Here is a 17,637-nt window from a genome sequence, read left to right as displayed (position 1 = left end):
TCCCTGAAAAATGCAGAGAAATTGGGCAATTATTCGACTTCGTTAAACAGATATTCCTCTAACAGAGGCTGTACCTTTTTAATTTCTTCTGGGGAAAGTAATTCAGCCTTACCTGTGTTGTTAATCCGGGCAAAAAACAGCAGAGGATCTAGTGGCGTATAAATTGCGTACTCTTGCTCTTCATCATAGAAATTAGCCAGTAGCTGTAATTGTTCAGGCTCCAAATCAGCCTCTTCGTCTTCGATTTCCAAAGTAAAAATATCCGACTCATCCACCGGTGGTAAATCACCAGCCACAGTCAGAGCATAAGCAGTATGCTTAACTATCAGATTTTGTTCAGCTAAGACAGCTTGAGCAGTGCCAAAAATTTGGTTAATTACAGCATCATCCTCTACCAAAACCGCCTCCTCTTCATCATCTTCACCTTCCCAGGCAAAAATTTCTATAGGGGAGTCTACAGGAAGCAGTAAAACATATTCTTGTCCATCTACCGAGAACGAACGTTCAACATAACATTCGAGAGTGCGCCCTGCATCATCGCTAAGGGTGATGGAACTTGCATGAGCATGATCATTTTCTTCAGGAAACGGAGAGGAAAACATAGCCGAGGTGTAAAAAATTATAATATACCAGCAGATGTACAAATTTCTGGGCTGTTTACTGACCAAGTAAGTCAAACAAATAGCTTCAGAACTAAATACAAGTTTTACTGACCCAATTCAGAATATCATGTCAAAACCATCATTACTCTCAGGCTAGCACCGATTTATGGAAGTTGGCTCGCCTAGTATCTAACCATTGTTGCAAAATTAAACAGGCGGCTTTCCTGTCAATCAAACCTTTATGCTGTGACGGAGAGCGATTTTCTGCAATTAACAGTTGCTCTGCTTGAAAAGAAGTTAGTCGCTCATCGACATATTCCACAGGTAATTGCAGCGCCTTGGCCAGTTTTTTAGTAAATTTCTGGACTTGACGAGCTTGAAATCCAATAGTCCCATCCATTGAGTAAGGCAAACCCATCACCAGAACTTGTACCTGACGCTCATCCACTAAATTACGGATTTGCGCCACATCTCGTTCAAAAGATGTCCGCTCAATAGTGGTGAGTCCAGTAGCAATCAAACCCGTGCCATCACAACCAGCGACACCAATCCGCTTGCGACCAAAATCTAATCCCAAGGCTGAAATTAACGGTTGTGGCTGCTCTGGAAATGTCAAACTAATTCTCCTGTGTTTTGTCTGTGGACTCAGGCATCTGTAATGCCTCCATACTCAAATTTTCGCATTTAAAGGCCACAGGTTCTGATTTAGTTGGCGCTGGTCTGTCTGAAGGTGGTTGAGGAGTTGGTTTAACCCATGACATCCCTCCGGGTATGGGTTTACGAACTGGTTGCAAACCTTGCAGCACTCCAGTCCACTGAATGCCTTCTAAGGAGACAAATTTAGACTCCCGTAGTTTATGCCATACGGAGCGAGACATGAATAAGGTATGTTCTATCCGTTTTGCCCCAATGCGCTCTAAATACTCTTCTCGTTCTGCTTGATAGTCTGAGGATGCTAGTTGTAAACCTTGCTGGGGAAAATCTTGGGTAATTCGGGCTAGTTGAGAAAGCAACTCTGGGTACAGCCAGGTATAAGCGGGGTGAACTGTCAGGGTGGCGATATGAGGAGTTTCACCTTTGCGGTCAAGGTTGACTTGAAAATAGCCGATGGCTGCTTTCCGTTGGGGTTCAAACACGTAGCCACTGACTACTTCGGTTTTGGTTAACCACTGTTTGACAGCATCGGTTAAAACGCCAAATAAACTGGTTTTAAAGTCACGAATATTGCGATCAAAAACTTGACGCACCAAAGGAGGCATTGATGCTGTGTCTAGCTGATAGAGTAACTGAGCATCAGCATTACTTACAGGCAGAAGGTTGGGTAAGTCAGGTTCTGCTTGCGCCAATTCTGCTAGTAATTCTGGTTCAATTTCCCAGTAGGTCATTTCTGCTAGACGCTGAAATCCATTTTGGCGATACAGTGCTAGCCCGTCTTTATCATTTACACTAACTTCTAATAGCCAAGTTCGAGCTTCTAAAATGGACTCAAAGCAATGGCGCAAAAGTTGTGAGCCGACAGCTTGCTTTTCCAATGATTTGGCGAGCATCACCTGATCAATTCGCCATGTACTGCGTGTGCGGTTGAAAGGGGAAACTTGAATTATTCCTAAAAGCGATCGCCCTTGCTCTGCTACGTAAGCACAGAAGCGATATTTAAGAGGGTTAGGAAACCAACTCAAAAATTTTAAAAATCCATACCAACGGCGTAACCATTGCATCTGGCTGATAGCCAGTTCAGTTTCTTTGGGTGTGAGGGTAGAAAATGAGTCTTTAGTTATTTGTTCAATTCCGTCCAGATCCCGGTATTGGGCCGGCCGGATGACAACACTGAGGTTGCGAGGGAGTAATGAAGTCATTTTAATTCCAGCTATGATTTAGCCTTAACTTACTGGGATAGAGGAAATGTTGCAATAATTTTAACGGCTTTTCGCTCCTGAGTCTTGTTCCCAAAGGGTGATTTTTGTAACTAGATACTCAAATACTGTTTTAAATCCACTAAAAAAAGCAGACCTGATGATCACAACTTTGGTGTTGACGCAACATATCTGCTTTCATTTTATGAGAATTTTGATGAAAATTTATATATCTTAGACCCCTTGTCGGGAAATTAATTTCTCAAAGTTGGCTTGAGTTTGGTGCAGCATTTGCTCTCGGCTATCTTCCACGAGTTTCTGCTTTAAGGTTGGAACCAGATTACGGGCTTGTAGAGTCATGTGAAGTTGTAGGTGGGCAACATATTCGCTGAAGTCTTCATTACCTACAGATGCGCCCGGTAAAATATTTGATTCCATTGCCACTGTATTCTCCTTGTCTTTCATAATCTGTCTTCACATCATCAGAACCTATCACATTGTTTTGCTTAACTTCTTAATTCGCAATGAAGTTTAATGTTTTTATCAATGGGTTGTATAAAATTGCTTTAGTAGGCGCGATAATGCGGAGTTTATGTTGAGATATCGTTTTGAAGAACACTGGGAAGATGCGATCGCTGATTTGCAACACAGTTTAGGTTTAGGAGTCAGAGAAAATGGTTAATTAGGCATTTTTATTACCATTTTTCCGCCCAATAGACAATTTCTGAGGCTGAGATATCAATGGCTACTCCGTAGCTATATCCATGATGCCACTTGAAGCCGGGTTTACCTCTGTCTTCGGCATCTAATACTAATATTTTATATGTAGCTGGAAATGATTCTTCAGCATCATTACTGGTGTAAAAGAACGTCGTCGGCACACCATTTTCTAGGTTAACATGGTCGTTGGTATTACCACCTTTATACTCGTGTTTCGCCATATTTTGATATTGTGAAAGTAATGTTTGGATTTTTTCGGGTGAATGTTTGAGCCTGAGTTGAACAAAAGTTCCTTGTGGTGGAACTCCAGAGTAATAGGCGATCCGAATGTTTTCTGCGTCATCAGGTATTTGCTGAGGAAAATGTTGAATATATTCGTTATTAGACCATAGTTCCTGACGAAGTTGTTGATAGTGAGATGTATCAGTGATTATTTGAATTTCGTCGCTATTCTTAAAAGCTGTTTTCAGAAAAAAACTTCCTCCCAGAATACCAAAACTAAGTAGGGAAAGTAAGGCTATCATGGGTATTTCGACAAGATTTAATCGCTTCATTGAATTGGGTAAATCTATGATATAGACATATACCCAACTCATAAACACTGCTAACCGAGGGATTGAGCAAAACTTTGCGTAATCACCGTAAACAACAGGAAATTATAAAATTCTTGTAAAAGAAGGGGATCTGGAAAACATCACTTCCCCAGTTTATTTACGTAAAAAAATAGATAACTATTGCATAATAAATATCAAGTAAATGTACATTTTCCCCACTATGATTTGGGGTAGATGAACGACTTTTAAATTTCAGGGACAATCTGGCTGAGTGGGCTAGGTCGCTTTTTTCTGAGGTATCGTTTGCGTCATTCTTAGAATAAAGAGCCAGCAATCATCCCTGCCAGTAAAATAAAACCAATCCAGACATTCTGGCGGAACATGATGCCATACTCCTGGTGGGGTAGATTTTGCTTTGTTAAACGTAAATACTGCCAAGTCCAGCCCAGAGTAGCAATTGCTAGGCTAATCCAAAAAGACAAGGTAAGCTGTGTTAATATACCTAAGTAAGCCAGTAAAATCACTGTACTGACGAAGCAAATGCCGATAGCTAGCGGGGCATAATTACCAAAAAATAAGGCGCTGGAATTCACGCCAATGCTTCGATCATCTTCCCGATCGCTCATGGCATAAACTGTATCAAATCCCAAAGTCCACACAATAGTTGCGCCCCACAATATCCAAGTGGCGGGAGATATGCTTGCTGTAACTGCACTCCAACTAATTAAAACCGCAAAACCCCAAGCTATGGAAAGCACTAGCTGCGGTACTGGAAATACCCGCTTTGCACCGGGATACAGTAAAATTACTGGTACAGCTGCCACAGATAACCAGAAACTTAATGGGTTAAGATAAAAAGCGAGGGCGGCGGCACATACTAGGGAAACAATCGCCACGACAATTCCGACTTTTATGGAGAGGGTGCGAGCTGCGAGAGGGCGATCGCGTGTTCTTTCTACTTCTGGATCAATGTTTCGATCCCACAAATCGTTAACTACACAGCCAGCAGCACTTGTTGCTAAAGTACCTAACACAATTATACCGACTAAAGGTAAAGGTGGTTTGCCAGAAGCTGCTAAAAATACAGCCCACAGCGCTGGAATCATTAAAATTAGCCTTCCTTCTGGTTTATGCCACCGCAAAAGTCGGATAATAGTCAGGAATACAGGTTCGTGTTTGCCTTCGTCAAAATTCAGCATAAAAATCAAGTAATAATCGTAGATCGATGAATTTACACATCTTTATATCTATAGAATAACGTTATTTGATATTTGTAAAAGTACAACCTTTAACTGGCGATCGCCGATCTTAAGTTAAAAACTGGTCATCAAAAATTTGCTCTAAACTAGTATTTTTACTAGTAAAGCCGCACTTTTACCAGTGATTCGCCGAATTTATCGGTGTTAGGTAAGTAAATATTCTGAAAGCAGATAGCCTCTGCACGTAGTCAGACTAAAAGACGTTAATTAAGCATCTACCAGTGCTAGATACTCCGACGCACGAACTGTTTACAGTCCTTCCTTCAAAGAGAGAAAACTAGATGCTGAATTTAGTTTCAGCTAGCTGGGAAAGTGTTACTACACAACCAGTTCAGCAAAACCGGATTATTGCTGCCATTGATATGGGAACTAATTCCCTGCACATGGTAGTAGTCAAAATCGATCCCACGCTACCATCCTTTCGGATTATTGCCAAAGAAAAAGAAACAGTCAGATTAGGTAATCGTGATCTGGCGACTGGGGAACTAAAACCAGAAATTATTGATAAGGCGATTACCGCCCTCAGACGCTTTCAAGAAGTGGCTAAAACAGCTAATGCTGAAACCATCATTGCCGTAGCCACCAGTGCTGTGCGAGAATCGCCCAATGGTCACGATTTTCTGCAAAGAGTAGAAGACGAATTAGGTTTAAGCGTTGATTTAATTTCCGGTCAAGAAGAAGCCCGACGCATCTATCTGGGTGTACTTTCGGGAATGGAATTTGACAACAAACCCCACATTGTGGTTGATATTGGTGGTGGTTCCACAGAATTAATTTTGGGTGACAGTCAGGAAGCCCGGAGTCTCACTAGTACGAAAGTTGGCGCAGTCCGACTAACCAGCGAGTTTATCAACAACGACCCCATCAGTGATACTGAGTTTCAGTACCTGCAAGCCTATACACGGGGAATGCTGGAACGTTCTGTTGAAGATGTGCTAGGAAATATCCAATTGGGAGAAACTCCCCGGTTAGTGGGAACCTCCGGTACGATTGAAACCCTAGCCATGATTCATGCACGGGAAAATTTAGAAGTTGCACCTTCTACTCTGAATGGCTACGAATTCAGTCTGAAGGACTTGCAAAACTGGGTGTATCGCTTGCGGAAAATGACTAACTCAGAGATTTCTAATATACCCGGTATGCCAGATAAGCGGTCAGAAGTAATATTGGCGGGCGCTGTAATTTTACAGGAAGCCATGAGTTTGTTAGGTGTGGAATCAGTGACAGTGTGCGGACGCGCCCTGCGGGAAGGGGTGATTGTTGATTGGATGCTGGCACACGGTTTGATTGAAGATAGACTGCGCTATCAAGGTTCAGTACGTCAACGCAGTGTATTGAAACAGGCTGACAAGTACCATATTGATTTAGAACATAGCGATCGCGTGGCTTTATTTGCCTTAAGTTTATTTGATCAAACCCAAGGGAAATTACATAACTGGGGGATAAATGAGCGACAACTGCTATGGGCGGCGGCTATCCTACACAATTGCGGCCATTACATCAGCCATTCCGCTCATCATAAGCATTCCTACTATCTAATTCGCAATGGTGAATTACTTGGCTACACCGAAAATGAAATTGAAATCATTGCTAATTTAGCCCGTTATCACCGTAAATCTCAGCCCAAGAAAAAACACGAAAATTACCGGAATTTGCTGAGTAAAAGCCACCGACAAATCGTCAGCCAATTGAGTGCGCTGTTGAGATTAGCAGTAGCATTAGATCGGCGACAAATTGGGGCGATCGCTCATGTAGAGTGTGAATATAATCCTGATAATCAGCAATTGCAAATGTTGCTTTTCCCCTCACAACCAGATGATGACTGCGCCTTAGAACTCTGGAGTTTAGATTATAAAAAACCAGTGTTTGAGGATGAATTTAAAGTCAAATTGGGGATTAACTTAAAAGCTTCTCCAGTTACCAGGATATAGTTTCCCACAAAATGGAACTTATGCAAAAACTCTCGCTTCGGTAAGCGTAATGCCGTTGGCGATCGCGTGTCGCAGAAAAGCCTCTCGAAGAGAAGACTTTACGTGTCCTTCGTTCCTTCTCCCAAATAGAGAGGCGATCGCCAACGTGGTTCATTCCTTTGTGACTCCTGGATAAACATTCAATTTTTTCGCCGATTTACTTACTTAATTTGACAATTACCATGTCACAGAGGTTAAGATGAGTTTCCGCTACTGCATTGGCAGCAAGCCAAAAGAGTTTAGTGGGCAATTAAGCCTCTGGAACAGCCCTAACTGAAAATTGCTGGTATGTATAAAAATAAACCAAATGTCGAAGAAGTGCTAGCTTATCCACAAGCTGAAATCGAAGACTATGATCAAAAAATATATGCAGAAATTGAGAGATACGATGAACTCCTGTTCACAATGAAGACGGAACTTGTAGAACGTCGTGAACTTGGCACAGATGAAGAATATTCTCAGCCAATTGATGTCGGGATTGAAGCAAAATAATCAAATCCAACAATTCAAAATTCCCCATAAAATAACGTTATTCATCTGCAACTAGAACCTAAACTAGATAAATCTGCACACATCAGAAATTAAAGAGGTTTCATTTTCTCTTTGTTACTGCCCAGGGTCAATAATCTGATACCCTTCACAAAAAGTCATAATTCGGTAAAATTGGGTAAACTAATTTTTGCATTTGTTAAACAAGGGCATCAGTAAACCCATGCAACTGAAACTCAGTGCATCTCAATTTTCTTTCGCTCCGTTATTGTTAATCGCCCCTTTTTTCCTGTGGGGAACCGCAATGGTAGCGATGAAAGGAGTCATACCCCATACTACGCCCCTATTTATGGCAGGTGTGCGATTGCTACCTGCTGGGGTGTTAATTTTAATTGCCGCAGTACTTATGGGTAAACCCCAGCCCCAGGGTTGGTCAGCATGGCTGTGGATTATTTTATTCGCCTTGATAGATGGCGCTTTATTTCAAGGTTTTTTGGCAGAGGGCTTAGTCAGAACTAGTGCTGGTTTAGGGTCTGTAATGATTGACTCTCAACCTTTGGCGGTGGCTTTGTTGTCCTTGTGGCTATTCCAAGAACATATTGGTTTGTGGGGATGGCTGGGATTAGGACTGGGAGTAGTTGGCATTAGTTTAATTGGTTTACCAGATGCCTGGATTTTGCAGTTTTTTGATGCCAACATCAGTGTTACTTTTGGCAATTGGCAAGATTTGTTTGCCAGTGGTGAATGGTTAATGCTATTAGCTGCACTTTCAATGGCTGCGGGAACCGTAATGATTCGGTTTGTGTGTAGATATGCAGACCCAGTAATGGCCACAGGATGGCACATGGTTTTGGGAGGACTGCCGTTGTGGGGGATTTCATCTGTAACAGAATCTGAACAGTGGCAGCATCTTGTGGCATCTGAATGGATAGCGTTGGGTTATGCGACAGTTTTTGGCAGTGCGATCGCCTACGCTTTATTTTTCTACTTTGCTTCTAGCGGTAGTTTAACCAGTCTCAGTTCTCTCACCTTTCTCACTCCCGTGTTTGCCCTATTATTTGGCTATCTCTTTCTCTCGGAAGTTCTCAGCCCTTTACAGTGGGTGGGAGTAGGACTAACTTTAATTAGCATCTACCTGATTAACCAGCGCGATCGCTTGGCAGGAAGAAATCAGTCAGTGAGTGTGGAAGCAGAAGATACACAGCCCTCACAACGATTAAAGGCGGAAGTTCACTAGATAAACTCCAAACATTTTCTGCTCTCAAAATCCGGAAAAGGTACAGTCAGCTATCAGAAACTTGAGTGTCCTTGACATACTCCCCGCTCTGAAGTTCGGAGATTCTGGGTTCAAACAACAGTTGCTGGCATAGCAAGTCTTACACTATCTAGCCCAACAGATTTATCAAAAAGCCGTCCTCTAAGCGATGCACTAAGCAGTTCGGCAAACTCACTGTGACACTTGCCGAAGTGGACAAGGCTTTCAACCCATTTTGTCGGTAAAATGTGGTACAATTACTCGGTCAGCAAAGAACTTAAAACAACCCGTATAATCCGGGAAACTCAAAGACTATCCTTGTAGTTGATGGGGTTAGAAGAAACAAAACTCCGCCTTTTTTGGCAAACGGGATGTATCTGAGAACCCAAATAATTTGGAGATAAAAACCACGTGTCTTCAGCAACCACTACTTCCGGTAGTGTAACTGTTCACAGTTTGAAAACTATCTTCTGAACAATAAACTTGCAAGTTTATTATTTTTTTTGTTACTGTACAATTTCAAATTTAGACATCTTAAAGTTATTCTGGAATCGATCACTTCAATAGTAAATTCAGGCTGAAACTGACAATATGAGGCCATGCCATTCCTCAATTCTGATTTTTACCTGTTTTACTTGTCTGGGTTTTTACCCACATCGGGCAAGTATAGCAACATCCAACCTAATGTCCCTAGAAATTTCACAAGCAAGTTCGACAATATCTCCGGTAGAGACTGTTCTCATACCAGGTAGTCAAGGACAAGATGTCAAGGGACTGCAAAGCAAATTAAAAGATTTAGGATACTACAACGGTGATATAGATGGAATGTATGGGAAAGATACCCAAGATGCTGTAGTTAAATTTCAGAAATTTCGAGATTTAAGAAGAACAGATGGTGTTGCGGATATGGCAACTAGAGACATTTTGCAAACAGCTTGGCTAGGAAAAAATCCGGTTTTAGCCGCATCTGCTTCCTCTATTTCCACAACTAATCAGGTGCAATCTAGTTCAACTATCGCCACAACTGACCAGCCCAAATCAAGTCGGCAGGAGTTTATTTGGTGGTCAGTATTGGGTTTGGGAATTTTAGGTAGTCTTGGCGCACTGCTGTTTTTGCTGCGATTGTTTGCTCAACTCAAAAATCGGTCAGAATCCCCAAGCAAAGAAGCCACAACTTCGAGACGTGGTGAGCCAGACCCTAGAAAGCCAGAGTCTGAAAATGTGTCTAGACCCCAAGAAAATCAAGTATCTGTAGTTAGTCCTCAAACACCAAAAACATCACTTCCCACAGCAGTATTACCACCAGACACAACTTCGCGTTTGAGTAAACTTAGTGTTGTGGATCAACTTATTCAGGACTTGCGCAGTAATGATCGCTCAAAGCGGCGTAAAGCTATTTGGCGTTTGGGTCAGCAGGGGGACTCACGGGCTATTCAGCCACTGGTAGACTTGATGATTAATGCTGATTCACAACAACGGAGTTTGATTTTGGCAGCTTTGGCAGAAATTAACGCTCGCGCCCTCAGACCAATGAATCGTGCTTTGGCTATTTCATTGCAAGATGAAAGTCCACAAGTAAGGCAAAATGCTATCCGTGACCTGACTCGGGTTTATGACATGATGACTCAAATGAGTCAGATGTTAGCCCATGCTGCGGAAGATCCAGATGTTGATGTGCAAACTACTGCCAAATATGCTCTGACTCAGATGAATCAAATGCGGCTTCCACCTAATAAACAAAGTCTCCCAGAAGATAATAATCAACAGTCAAAACAGAGGAAGTTATAAATATTTCAACTGGATTGGGATGACTGTATTTGGGCCCGCTAATACAAAAGCTGCATCCTTAAATTTAGGAGGACTGGTGCGAACTTGTGGGTTTCTAGAAAACCCAAAACCTTCTATGGGCATACCGAGGTTATTACGATTGAGGATTTGGTCTTGGTTTTGATCATGGATAACCGCAACAGCATAACTACCGGCTTGTAGGTTATGAAAAGTAACCGTTAGGAATGTGTCGGTAATCTGGGTACACTGCTTTTTGATGACGCGATCGCTCTTGCTGGGAAATCCTTGACTATTAGCGAATATGCTGACACAGGCCTGTCCCTTTTTGTTGGGAAATCCATCAATTTCCACGGTGAGTTTACCCTGAAAACTGGCTCTAGCGATTGATGTCGAGGTAAAATTTCCCATAGCTGCAAATAGCAGCACACTAAGTCCTAATATCTTAATCATAATTTGTCACTGATATCAAAAGTTTGATATTAATTTATCATGACATACATCTAAATAGTAATTTATTCTACGGAAGCTGATATTACTTACTCTTGGCGACTGGTATTTTTATAATGAACTCAGTTCCTTCTCCAAATGTAGATACACAGTTAAGTTGGCCACCATGTCTTTCTACCACTATTTGATAACTGATGGATAGTCCTAAACCAGTGCCTTTACCAACGGGTTTAGTGGTGAAAAATGGATCAAATAATTGGTTTTTGACATTTTCTGGTATGCCAGTACCATTATCAGTAATGTGAATTTCTATCCAGTTACCACCAATGAGTTGAGTAGAAATTTTAATTACCGGGTCATAAGTTATTTTTCTCTGAAGTATCAACTCTTCTAAAGCATCTATGGCATTATTTAAAATATTCATAAATACCTGATTCAGTAAACCAGGGTAGCACTCCACTAAAGGAATATTGCCGTATTCTTTCAATATAGTAATATTTTCAACGGGTTTATGCTTTTTAAATAGGCGACTTTCTAAAATTAGCAGGGTACTATCAATACCTTGATGGATATCAACTATTTTTTTATCAGCTTCATCAAGGCGGGAAAAGTTTTTTAACGATAGTACGATCTGCTGAATGCGATCGCAACCCATTTGCATAGAATTGAGGAGATGAGGAAAGTCTGTATTTAAAAAATCCAATTCAATTTTATCAGCTTCAGTTTGAATCTCTGTCACTGGTTCAGGATATGATTTTTGGTAGAGACTGATCAGGTTCAGTAGTTTTTCACTATAGTCTTTTGCATAAACCAGATTACCCGTAATAAAGTTAACTGGGTTGTTAATTTCATGTGCTACCCCAGCAACTAACTGACCTAAAGCAGCCATTTTGTCATTCTGTAGCAATCGGCTATAGTTGTGTTGAAGGTCATGAAAACCTGCCTTAGCTATTCTTGATTGTTCCTCTACATACTTTAATTGAGATAGTGTTAAGGCGTGAATCTGCGAGTTAGCTAATAGTAATTGATGAAAGTCAATTAACCCATAATTTCCCGATTCAGTGGCGACAATAACTGGCTCATAGACAAGTTCCGGCGATCGCTCTAAGGCTTTATGAGTAGCGTCCACAATGAGTGTATTCTCCATTAATACAAATAACTCTGGACGGAGAAAATTATAAAGATTTTGGACAGGTCGCTTGGAAAACAGCCCAAAACTATAGGGACGACTCATGTGTTCAAAAAATTTCGGACGCGATATCATGCCCTCGTAGGAATTATTTTTCGTTAAAACGACTCCTGGTAGTAAAGGCTCTTTTTCAAAAAGTTTAGCCAATTCACGTACTGGGCGTTCTATAGAAATCTGAATCTTCCACAGGGGTAACTCTTGCAAGGTTGACTCTAATCTCAGATTTAGCTCTTTGGCATTTGTCATCCTACGCATAGCCAGCATAATCGCAATCCTTTGGCCTTTAGGTGATACTATTCTGATCCTGGTTCCGAACAACTATAAAACAGTTGTTGAGTAAATTGCTATTTTCAGCAATCTTATCATTCTTATTATTCCCCAAATTAATTGAGAAGTCTATATATGTATTATTTTTCTCAAGTAGCTTGGGGAATCGGGATGAAAATTTGTGACTATAAACCTTTTAAATAAATATCATCCAGGTTAAGTATTCACTAAATCCCAAAAAAGTCAAGTATGCATTATACTGACAGAGAATTTATATTAGTTATGAGTTCTTTTTTTGATCTAACTTCTAACTAATTAATTTGTTGCTTTTGCTGTATCTCTACTTTAAAATCCTAGTAAATTATTTATGGTATCTAAGATATTACCCCCATCCCTAAAACCTGGTGATTTATTACGAGTAATTGCGCCTAGCGGTGCTTTGCGAGAATTTGAGGCTTTTGAAAGGAGTGTAGAAATTTGGCGATCGCGTGGTTATACAGTTGATATTATGCCAAACTTAGCTGATAAATGGGGTTACTTAGCTCAAACAGATGAACTCCGTCGCCAGCAACTAGCCACAGCTTGGGAAGATCCAAATTGTCGAGGTATCCTCTGCACCAGAGGCGGATTTGGTAGTACCCGGATTTTAGAAAATTGGACTTGGAATACTCTCAACTCAGCACCACCAAAATGGCTGATAGGGTTTTCTGATATTACAGCTTTGTTATGGAGTCTTTATAACGCAGGTATTTCCAGTGTTCATGCTCCTGTACTGACCACTTTAGCTAACGAAACAGATTGGTCAATTCAACGATTATTCGATTTTGTAGAAGGTCGCCCTATCTCTCCTCTCGTGGGTTGTGGGTGGGGCGGTGGAATTGCTAATGGTTTGTTATTACCAGGTAATCTGACAGTAGCAACACATCTTTTAGCTACATCCATAATCCCAGAAATGGATAATGTAATTTTGGCTTGGGAGGATGTTGGAGAAGCACCCTATCGCATTGACAGAATGCTAACCCAGTGGCGTTTAAGTGGTTTGCTGTCAAAAGTCCGGGGTATTGCTTTGGGTAGCTTTACTGAATGTGAACCACGGCCAAATGTAACTAGCTTCAGTGTGGAAGAAGTCCTACGCGATCGCCTGGGTGATTTAGGTATTCCTATTGTATCTAATTTACCCTTTGGTCATGAAAGTCCTAATGCTGCTTTACCAGTGGGTGTATTCGCAACTTTAGACGCAGATCAAGGTAAATTAATCATTAGTCAATCAATTTTAGATTTTAGATTTTAGATTTTGGATTAGACTGCAATCCAAAATTCTTTACTCCCCACACTCCCCACACCTCCCACACTTCCCACACTCCCCACACCTCCCACACTCCCCGATCTAACTCAACTGGGCGACGAGTTGATTTTCTAATAGGGTGTCATTGGTTAACAAATCCTCAACTGTAATTCGCAAAAAACGTTGTTCATCTACTTGAAACAAAACTTTAATGCGATCGCTCCCCGGATATCCGGGTGGTGTCAGTTGGGCGATAGTTCTCGCACCGGCTTGATCATTGAGGGGTTTAACGCTGGTTACGCCTTCTGCAATGCGGCGAGTAATTAGGCGATCGCCATCAAAATAAACTTCGGTGCTAGCTGCTTCAGAACCCAATTCCCCAATAATTAATTCAATGCTGGGTTGATTTTCTAACGATGCGCCTAAAACTAATTCTACTGACTGACTCATCGGGTAAGCCTGTCCAGTTTTAATAATAGAATGCCAACTGTGACGCTGGTGACGACGATCCCAATAGCGGACACCATAACTATGATAGAGAAAGTCCTTAATTTCCATCCCTTGGGCTAGCTGTAACGCACCTTGGGCGATCGCCTCAAAAGGACGTTCACACCGGATTTGTTCTGGCTGAAAATACCGTTTCACCCATGTCTGCACTGCGGGTAATTGCACAGTCCCACCCACCAACAACACAGCGTTAATATCTGCAACTTCTACACCCTGTCGTCGAGCTTGCTGTAATAGACTTGTCATCGCATCATCTAACTGGGTAAAAAATCTCTGTTCTTCCAGGATATGATCAAAAACTTCGCGGTTTAGTTGTAGTTCATAGCTTTCAAAGTTCTCATCGTCAAAATAAACTTCACTAGCTTGTTTTTGGGTTGATAGTTGAATTTTGACTCGTTCAGCTAATCTTGTCGTCAAAGGAGTTACCGCTATTCCTTGAGTTTTGGCAAAGTAATCTATTAACCAATTATCAATATCAGTACCACCGAGATTCAGCCCAGCTTTAGCCAGTACACGGGCTGTTTTGGGTTTTTGGCGGGAATTTTCAGCCAGGGATTTATTCCCCCACTTAAGGAGAAAACCCACAGGCTTTTTAGTTTGTACACTTTGATCTAAGCGTACTAGGGAAAGGTCTAATGTACCACCACCAAAGTCAATCACCAAGAGAATTTCTTGATCTGCTAGACCGTAACCCAACGCTGCTGCGGTAGGTTCATCGATCATCTGCACCCTTTCCACCGGCAGGGCTTGACAAACTTGCCCTAACCAGTGACGATATGCTTCAAAGCTATCCACCGGGACTGTTAATACTAGAGAATCTACACCTCCCTGCATGGGTGCTAGTTTTTCAATTATCTGTGTGAGGAATAATTTTCCGACTTGCTCAAAGTTGACAAGTTCTCCATCTATTTCTGGTAAAAAGCCTGGAATATCCGCACCTATTCCCCGTTTGAAGCTGCGGAAAAATCGTGCGTCATTTTTGAGGTCAAAACCGCGATCGCGTACTTCCTGACCTACTAAAACTTTACCTTGGGTTGCCTCTTGTATATAGACTAGGCTGGGAATTATGGGGGGATTTCCGCTTTGCTGAACTGATATAGCGGGGATACTTAGGGTTTCTGGTTCCTGGGTTACAGGATTCCAACGAGCAATCACTGTGTTGCTAGTACCAAAATCTATAGCGATCGCGCCAGCGCTGATTTGAAAATTCGCCATATTGTTTCATTATTTCGCCCATTAGCGAAGGGAATTAGGAAGTAAGTCAGGCGCACCAGCGAAACAAAGAAAGCAGTCCGTTAGGCGCAAAGTATTTTTTGCAGTAAGATTATTTTCCCATAAGCCACGCAGAAAGCAAGCGATCGCCTATTTTTTATGTCTAGCTGCCACTAATGATTATTTTGTCTGAAAATTATCGAAAATTAATCTGCTATCTGGATGAATCAAAATAGGCGTTTTGGAGATTTGCAAAAATGAACTCTTGCTTTTCAGATTTCACTGCGATTTACTGAGCTTGTCGAAGTGTTCCGTGCAGCAATATTGTTATTGATTGATTTTGTCTGATAAACCTTGACTAATCGTTCAATACCTTTGAAACGATAATCCCCCATTTCGTGAAAATCTGAGGATTGTGAAAGCATCAAATAAGTAGCTTCAGTGATAATGCATTCACTGGGGGGACAAACCGCTTCCATGCGAGCTGCAAGATTAATTGCTGATCCTAATGCCGTATAGTCCACCCGTTGAAAACTACCAACATCACCCACAACAGCTTTACCACTGTTAATCGCAATGCGTAACTGTAGAGGTTCTTGCCAAAAACCAGTGACGTTGAGACGTTCTAGACGAGCCAACATTCCCTTAGCCGCAGCAGTAGCGAGATCGGCATGATCAGTTTGGGGTTCTGGCGCGCCAAAAAATGCCATGATGCAATCACCAATATATTTATCTAAAGTGCCACCATAGGCAAACACTTCTTGCAACATTTCCTCAAATAAATTATTCAATAATTGAGCGATCGCCGTGGGTTTTAATCGTTCCGAAATAGCCGTAAAGCCTACTAAATCTGCAAACAAAACACTGATTTCACTTTCTGCGGGAGGTAAACGACCATCAGGTAAACCACCTACAGCAATTAATTGCTGTACCACGGCTGGAGAATGATAGCGTTCTAGTCGATGACGAATCACCTCTTCAGTTTTTAATTTCTCTACCAATAACCAACGTTGCACACTAGAAGCCACAAGGTTAGCTAAAGCGGAAAAAAAGCTGAGTTCTTCCTCTCCTTCATTTTCCCAATGAGAAGAAGAAAGATGAGCATCAGCATAAAGAACTCCGACAACTTTATTTTCATCCCACAAAGGTACAGCCATTGCGCTCCGGATACCTTTAACTAAAATACTCTGTTCATCAGAAAAGCGTTCATCTTTACTGGTATCAGCAGTTTGAATGGCAACTTTTTCTTCAAATACCTTTTGGCAGATAGTGTGACTAATCCAGTCGCCATCACGTGCTAAATATTTCTGTTGGTCGATATCTCTAGAAGCAGCATTTATTAATTCTAGATGACCGCCGCCATTGACATCAATTAATAATGCCAAGCGGTCAATACTATCGAGGTAACGAAAAACTACTTGTTCTACTTGAGAGAAAATTTCTTGAATGGATGCTGCTGCACAAAGATTTTTTGCTATATTTACTAAGTCTTTGAGGCGAGCAATAGCTTGATCTTTATTGCTGGTTTGACCATCTTGACTGTCAGCTTTAATCCATTGCTGTTGGAGTTGTTTGACATTACGAAAAATAGTTTTTGACTGAGAACCAAACACTGCTAGAGTTTCCTGATTCATAGCATTTTCATCAGAATTGGCAAACAGCACTTCTAAGTTCACATTTCCCACCAAAATTAGATCACCGTGATGCAACTCTTGAATCTGATTAATCTGACTTTGGTTGACTTTAGTTCCGTTTTTACTGCCTAAATCTTCAATAGTCCAGATATCATTCGCACTTTTGAGCAGTCTGGCGTGTCTCCGGGAAACTCCTCCATGAGGTAAGTACAAATCACATTCTGGCAAACGGCCAATTATGAATTCATCTTGATTCACTGTTAAGATTCTTTCTGTCTCTCCCTGTTGTAGCCGTAATGTGATTTCATTCATGGGTATGTACTGCTCCTGCAACTTGCGAACACAAGCATCTTTAACATTAAGGATACCCAGACTGAACCCCTGAGCATATCCTGATCAAAATTTTGATAACATTAAGACAAATGCTTGTCTAAAATATCACAAATATGATTTAAATATAGCTGGATTTCCCAAGTATGGTATTTGGGCTGTAATTGCGACGCGATCGCTTAAAATATACTGAGGTAAGTTTGCTGAAAATCCTATAGTAAAAACCGCTATCGCGTATTTTAGCTCATTTCTATCTAAATAGTATTACTAAATATT

16 protein-coding genes are annotated in these 17,637 nt (G+C 41.3%); 5 read left to right on the top strand and 11 right to left on the bottom strand.

The annotated features are described in order from the left end of the window. Positions 1 to 29: 29 nt before the first annotated feature. From VB620_RS10410 to VB620_RS10385, 6 genes are all read right to left on the bottom strand, one after another. Positions 30 to 602, bottom strand: a complete 573-nt coding sequence (locus tag VB620_RS10410) for a DUF3727 domain-containing protein (protein WP_323196075.1) — start codon at positions 600 to 602, stop codon at positions 30 to 32. A 148-nt stretch (positions 603 to 750) separates the two neighbouring features. After that, positions 751 to 1,218, bottom strand: coding sequence for a Holliday junction resolvase RuvX (gene ruvX, locus VB620_RS10405; RefSeq protein WP_323196074.1), 468 nt, complete (start codon positions 1,216 to 1,218; stop codon positions 751 to 753). A 1-nt stretch (position 1,219) separates the two neighbouring features. Then, positions 1,220 to 2,458 carry a GNAT family N-acetyltransferase gene (locus VB620_RS10400; protein ID WP_323196073.1) on the bottom strand — a complete coding sequence of 413 codons (1,239 nt, stop codon included), beginning with the start codon at positions 2,456 to 2,458 and terminating at the stop codon, positions 1,220 to 1,222. A 231-nt stretch (positions 2,459 to 2,689) separates the two neighbouring features. Continuing rightward, a complete protein-coding gene (locus VB620_RS10395) occupies positions 2,690 to 2,893 on the bottom strand; it encodes a hypothetical protein (protein WP_323196099.1) in 204 nt (67 codons plus the stop codon). Positions 2,894 to 3,150: 257 nt separating this feature from the next. Further along, positions 3,151 to 3,729, bottom strand: a complete 579-nt coding sequence (locus VB620_RS10390) for a hypothetical protein (RefSeq protein WP_323196098.1) — start codon at positions 3,727 to 3,729, stop codon at positions 3,151 to 3,153. A gap of 314 nt (positions 3,730 to 4,043) precedes the next feature. After that, a complete protein-coding gene (locus tag VB620_RS10385) occupies positions 4,044 to 4,928 on the bottom strand; it encodes a 4-hydroxybenzoate solanesyltransferase (protein ID WP_323196072.1) in 885 nt (294 codons plus the stop codon). A gap of 341 nt (positions 4,929 to 5,269) precedes the next feature. Between VB620_RS10385 and VB620_RS10380 the strand changes: the two genes are divergently transcribed. Further along, a complete protein-coding gene (locus VB620_RS10380; RefSeq protein ID WP_323196071.1) occupies positions 5,270 to 6,919 on the top strand; it encodes a Ppx/GppA phosphatase family protein in 1,650 nt (549 codons plus the stop codon). Between the two features lie 18 nt (positions 6,920 to 6,937). On the opposite strand, the gene VB620_RS10375 is transcribed toward VB620_RS10380, so the two are convergent. After that, positions 6,938 to 7,063 carry a hypothetical protein gene (locus VB620_RS10375; RefSeq protein WP_323196070.1) on the bottom strand — a complete coding sequence of 42 codons (126 nt, stop codon included), beginning with the start codon at positions 7,061 to 7,063 and terminating at the stop codon, positions 6,938 to 6,940. A gap of 183 nt (positions 7,064 to 7,246) precedes the next feature. Between VB620_RS10375 and VB620_RS10370 the strand changes: the two genes are divergently transcribed. The 3 genes from VB620_RS10370 (at position 7,247) to VB620_RS10360 (ending at position 10,490) form a co-directional block, all read left to right on the top strand. Beyond that, the gene (locus tag VB620_RS10370; protein ID WP_323196069.1) at positions 7,247 to 7,450 is read left to right on the top strand and encodes a hypothetical protein; all 204 of its coding nucleotides are present in this window, start codon (positions 7,247 to 7,249) and stop codon (positions 7,448 to 7,450) included. A 220-nt stretch (positions 7,451 to 7,670) separates the two neighbouring features. Continuing rightward, positions 7,671 to 8,684 (top strand): DMT family transporter, encoded by a 1,014-nt coding sequence (locus VB620_RS10365; protein ID WP_323196068.1) that lies wholly within the window; start codon positions 7,671 to 7,673, stop codon positions 8,682 to 8,684. A gap of 609 nt (positions 8,685 to 9,293) precedes the next feature. After that, the gene (locus tag VB620_RS10360; protein ID WP_407674192.1) at positions 9,294 to 10,490 is read left to right on the top strand and encodes a peptidoglycan-binding protein; all 1,197 of its coding nucleotides are present in this window, start codon (positions 9,294 to 9,296) and stop codon (positions 10,488 to 10,490) included. On the opposite strand, the gene VB620_RS10355 is transcribed toward VB620_RS10360, so the two are convergent. Then, positions 10,485 to 10,940 (bottom strand): DUF2141 domain-containing protein, encoded by a 456-nt coding sequence (locus VB620_RS10355; RefSeq protein ID WP_323196066.1) that lies wholly within the window; start codon positions 10,938 to 10,940, stop codon positions 10,485 to 10,487. The genes VB620_RS10360 and VB620_RS10355 overlap by 6 nt on opposite strands. An 82-nt stretch (positions 10,941 to 11,022) precedes the next feature. Continuing rightward, the gene (locus VB620_RS10350) at positions 11,023 to 12,390 is read right to left on the bottom strand and encodes an ATP-binding protein (RefSeq protein ID WP_323196065.1); all 1,368 of its coding nucleotides are present in this window, start codon (positions 12,388 to 12,390) and stop codon (positions 11,023 to 11,025) included. Positions 12,391 to 12,760: 370 nt separating this feature from the next. On the opposite strand from VB620_RS10350, the gene VB620_RS10345 reads away from it, so the two are divergent. Further along, positions 12,761 to 13,684, top strand: a complete 924-nt coding sequence (locus VB620_RS10345) for a S66 peptidase family protein (protein WP_323196064.1) — start codon at positions 12,761 to 12,763, stop codon at positions 13,682 to 13,684. A 96-nt stretch (positions 13,685 to 13,780) separates the two neighbouring features. On the opposite strand, the gene VB620_RS10340 is transcribed toward VB620_RS10345, so the two are convergent. Together VB620_RS10340 and VB620_RS10335 are read right to left on the bottom strand one after the other, a co-directional pair. Beyond that, the gene (locus tag VB620_RS10340; protein ID WP_323196063.1) at positions 13,781 to 15,400 is read right to left on the bottom strand and encodes an Hsp70 family protein; all 1,620 of its coding nucleotides are present in this window, start codon (positions 15,398 to 15,400) and stop codon (positions 13,781 to 13,783) included. 269 nt (positions 15,401 to 15,669) lie between these two features. Continuing rightward, complete coding sequence (locus tag VB620_RS10335; protein ID WP_323196062.1) at positions 15,670 to 17,343, bottom strand: adenylate/guanylate cyclase domain-containing protein; 1,674 nt, start codon at positions 17,341 to 17,343, stop codon at positions 15,670 to 15,672. Positions 17,344 to 17,637: the final 294 nt, after the last annotated feature.

Origin of the sequence: Nodularia harveyana UHCC-0300 (genome assembly GCF_034931085.1) — a bacterium.
Taxonomy (GTDB): domain Bacteria; phylum Cyanobacteriota; class Cyanobacteriia; order Cyanobacteriales; family Nostocaceae; genus Nodularia; species Nodularia harveyana.
The sequence above is the reverse complement of the archived record's forward strand: the minus strand, read 5'-3'. Positions and strand labels throughout refer to the sequence as shown.

What these genes read in the sequence shown, in the direction of transcription:
- VB620_RS10400 (WP_323196073.1), bottom strand. Translation starts at nt 2,458, where the DNA reads ATGACTTCATTACTCCCTCGCAACCTCAGTGTTGTCATCCGGCCGGCC.
- VB620_RS10345 (WP_323196064.1), top strand. Translation starts at nt 12,761, where the DNA reads ATGGTATCTAAGATATTACCCCCATCCCTAAAACCTGGTGATTTATTA.
- VB620_RS10350 (WP_323196065.1), bottom strand. Translation starts at nt 12,390, where the DNA reads ATGCTGGCTATGCGTAGGATGACAAATGCCAAAGAGCTAAATCTGAGA.
- VB620_RS10410 (WP_323196075.1), bottom strand. Translation starts at nt 602, where the DNA reads ATGTTTTCCTCTCCGTTTCCTGAAGAAAATGATCATGCTCATGCAAGT.
- VB620_RS10360 (WP_407674192.1), top strand. Translation starts at nt 9,294, where the DNA reads ATGAGGCCATGCCATTCCTCAATTCTGATTTTTACCTGTTTTACTTGT.
- VB620_RS10385 (WP_323196072.1), bottom strand. Translation starts at nt 4,928, where the DNA reads ATGCTGAATTTTGACGAAGGCAAACACGAACCTGTATTCCTGACTATT.
- VB620_RS10390 (WP_323196098.1), bottom strand. Translation starts at nt 3,729, where the DNA reads ATGAAGCGATTAAATCTTGTCGAAATACCCATGATAGCCTTACTTTCC.
- VB620_RS10365 (WP_323196068.1), top strand. Translation starts at nt 7,671, where the DNA reads ATGCAACTGAAACTCAGTGCATCTCAATTTTCTTTCGCTCCGTTATTG.
- VB620_RS10370 (WP_323196069.1), top strand. Translation starts at nt 7,247, where the DNA reads ATGTATAAAAATAAACCAAATGTCGAAGAAGTGCTAGCTTATCCACAA.
- VB620_RS10380 (WP_323196071.1), top strand. Translation starts at nt 5,270, where the DNA reads ATGCTGAATTTAGTTTCAGCTAGCTGGGAAAGTGTTACTACACAACCA.
- VB620_RS10340 (WP_323196063.1), bottom strand. Translation starts at nt 15,400, where the DNA reads ATGGCGAATTTTCAAATCAGCGCTGGCGCGATCGCTATAGATTTTGGT.
- VB620_RS10335 (WP_323196062.1), bottom strand. Translation starts at nt 17,343, where the DNA reads ATGAATGAAATCACATTACGGCTACAACAGGGAGAGACAGAAAGAATC.
- VB620_RS10395 (WP_323196099.1), bottom strand. Translation starts at nt 2,893, where the DNA reads ATGGAATCAAATATTTTACCGGGCGCATCTGTAGGTAATGAAGACTTC.
- VB620_RS10355 (WP_323196066.1), bottom strand. Translation starts at nt 10,940, where the DNA reads ATGATTAAGATATTAGGACTTAGTGTGCTGCTATTTGCAGCTATGGGA.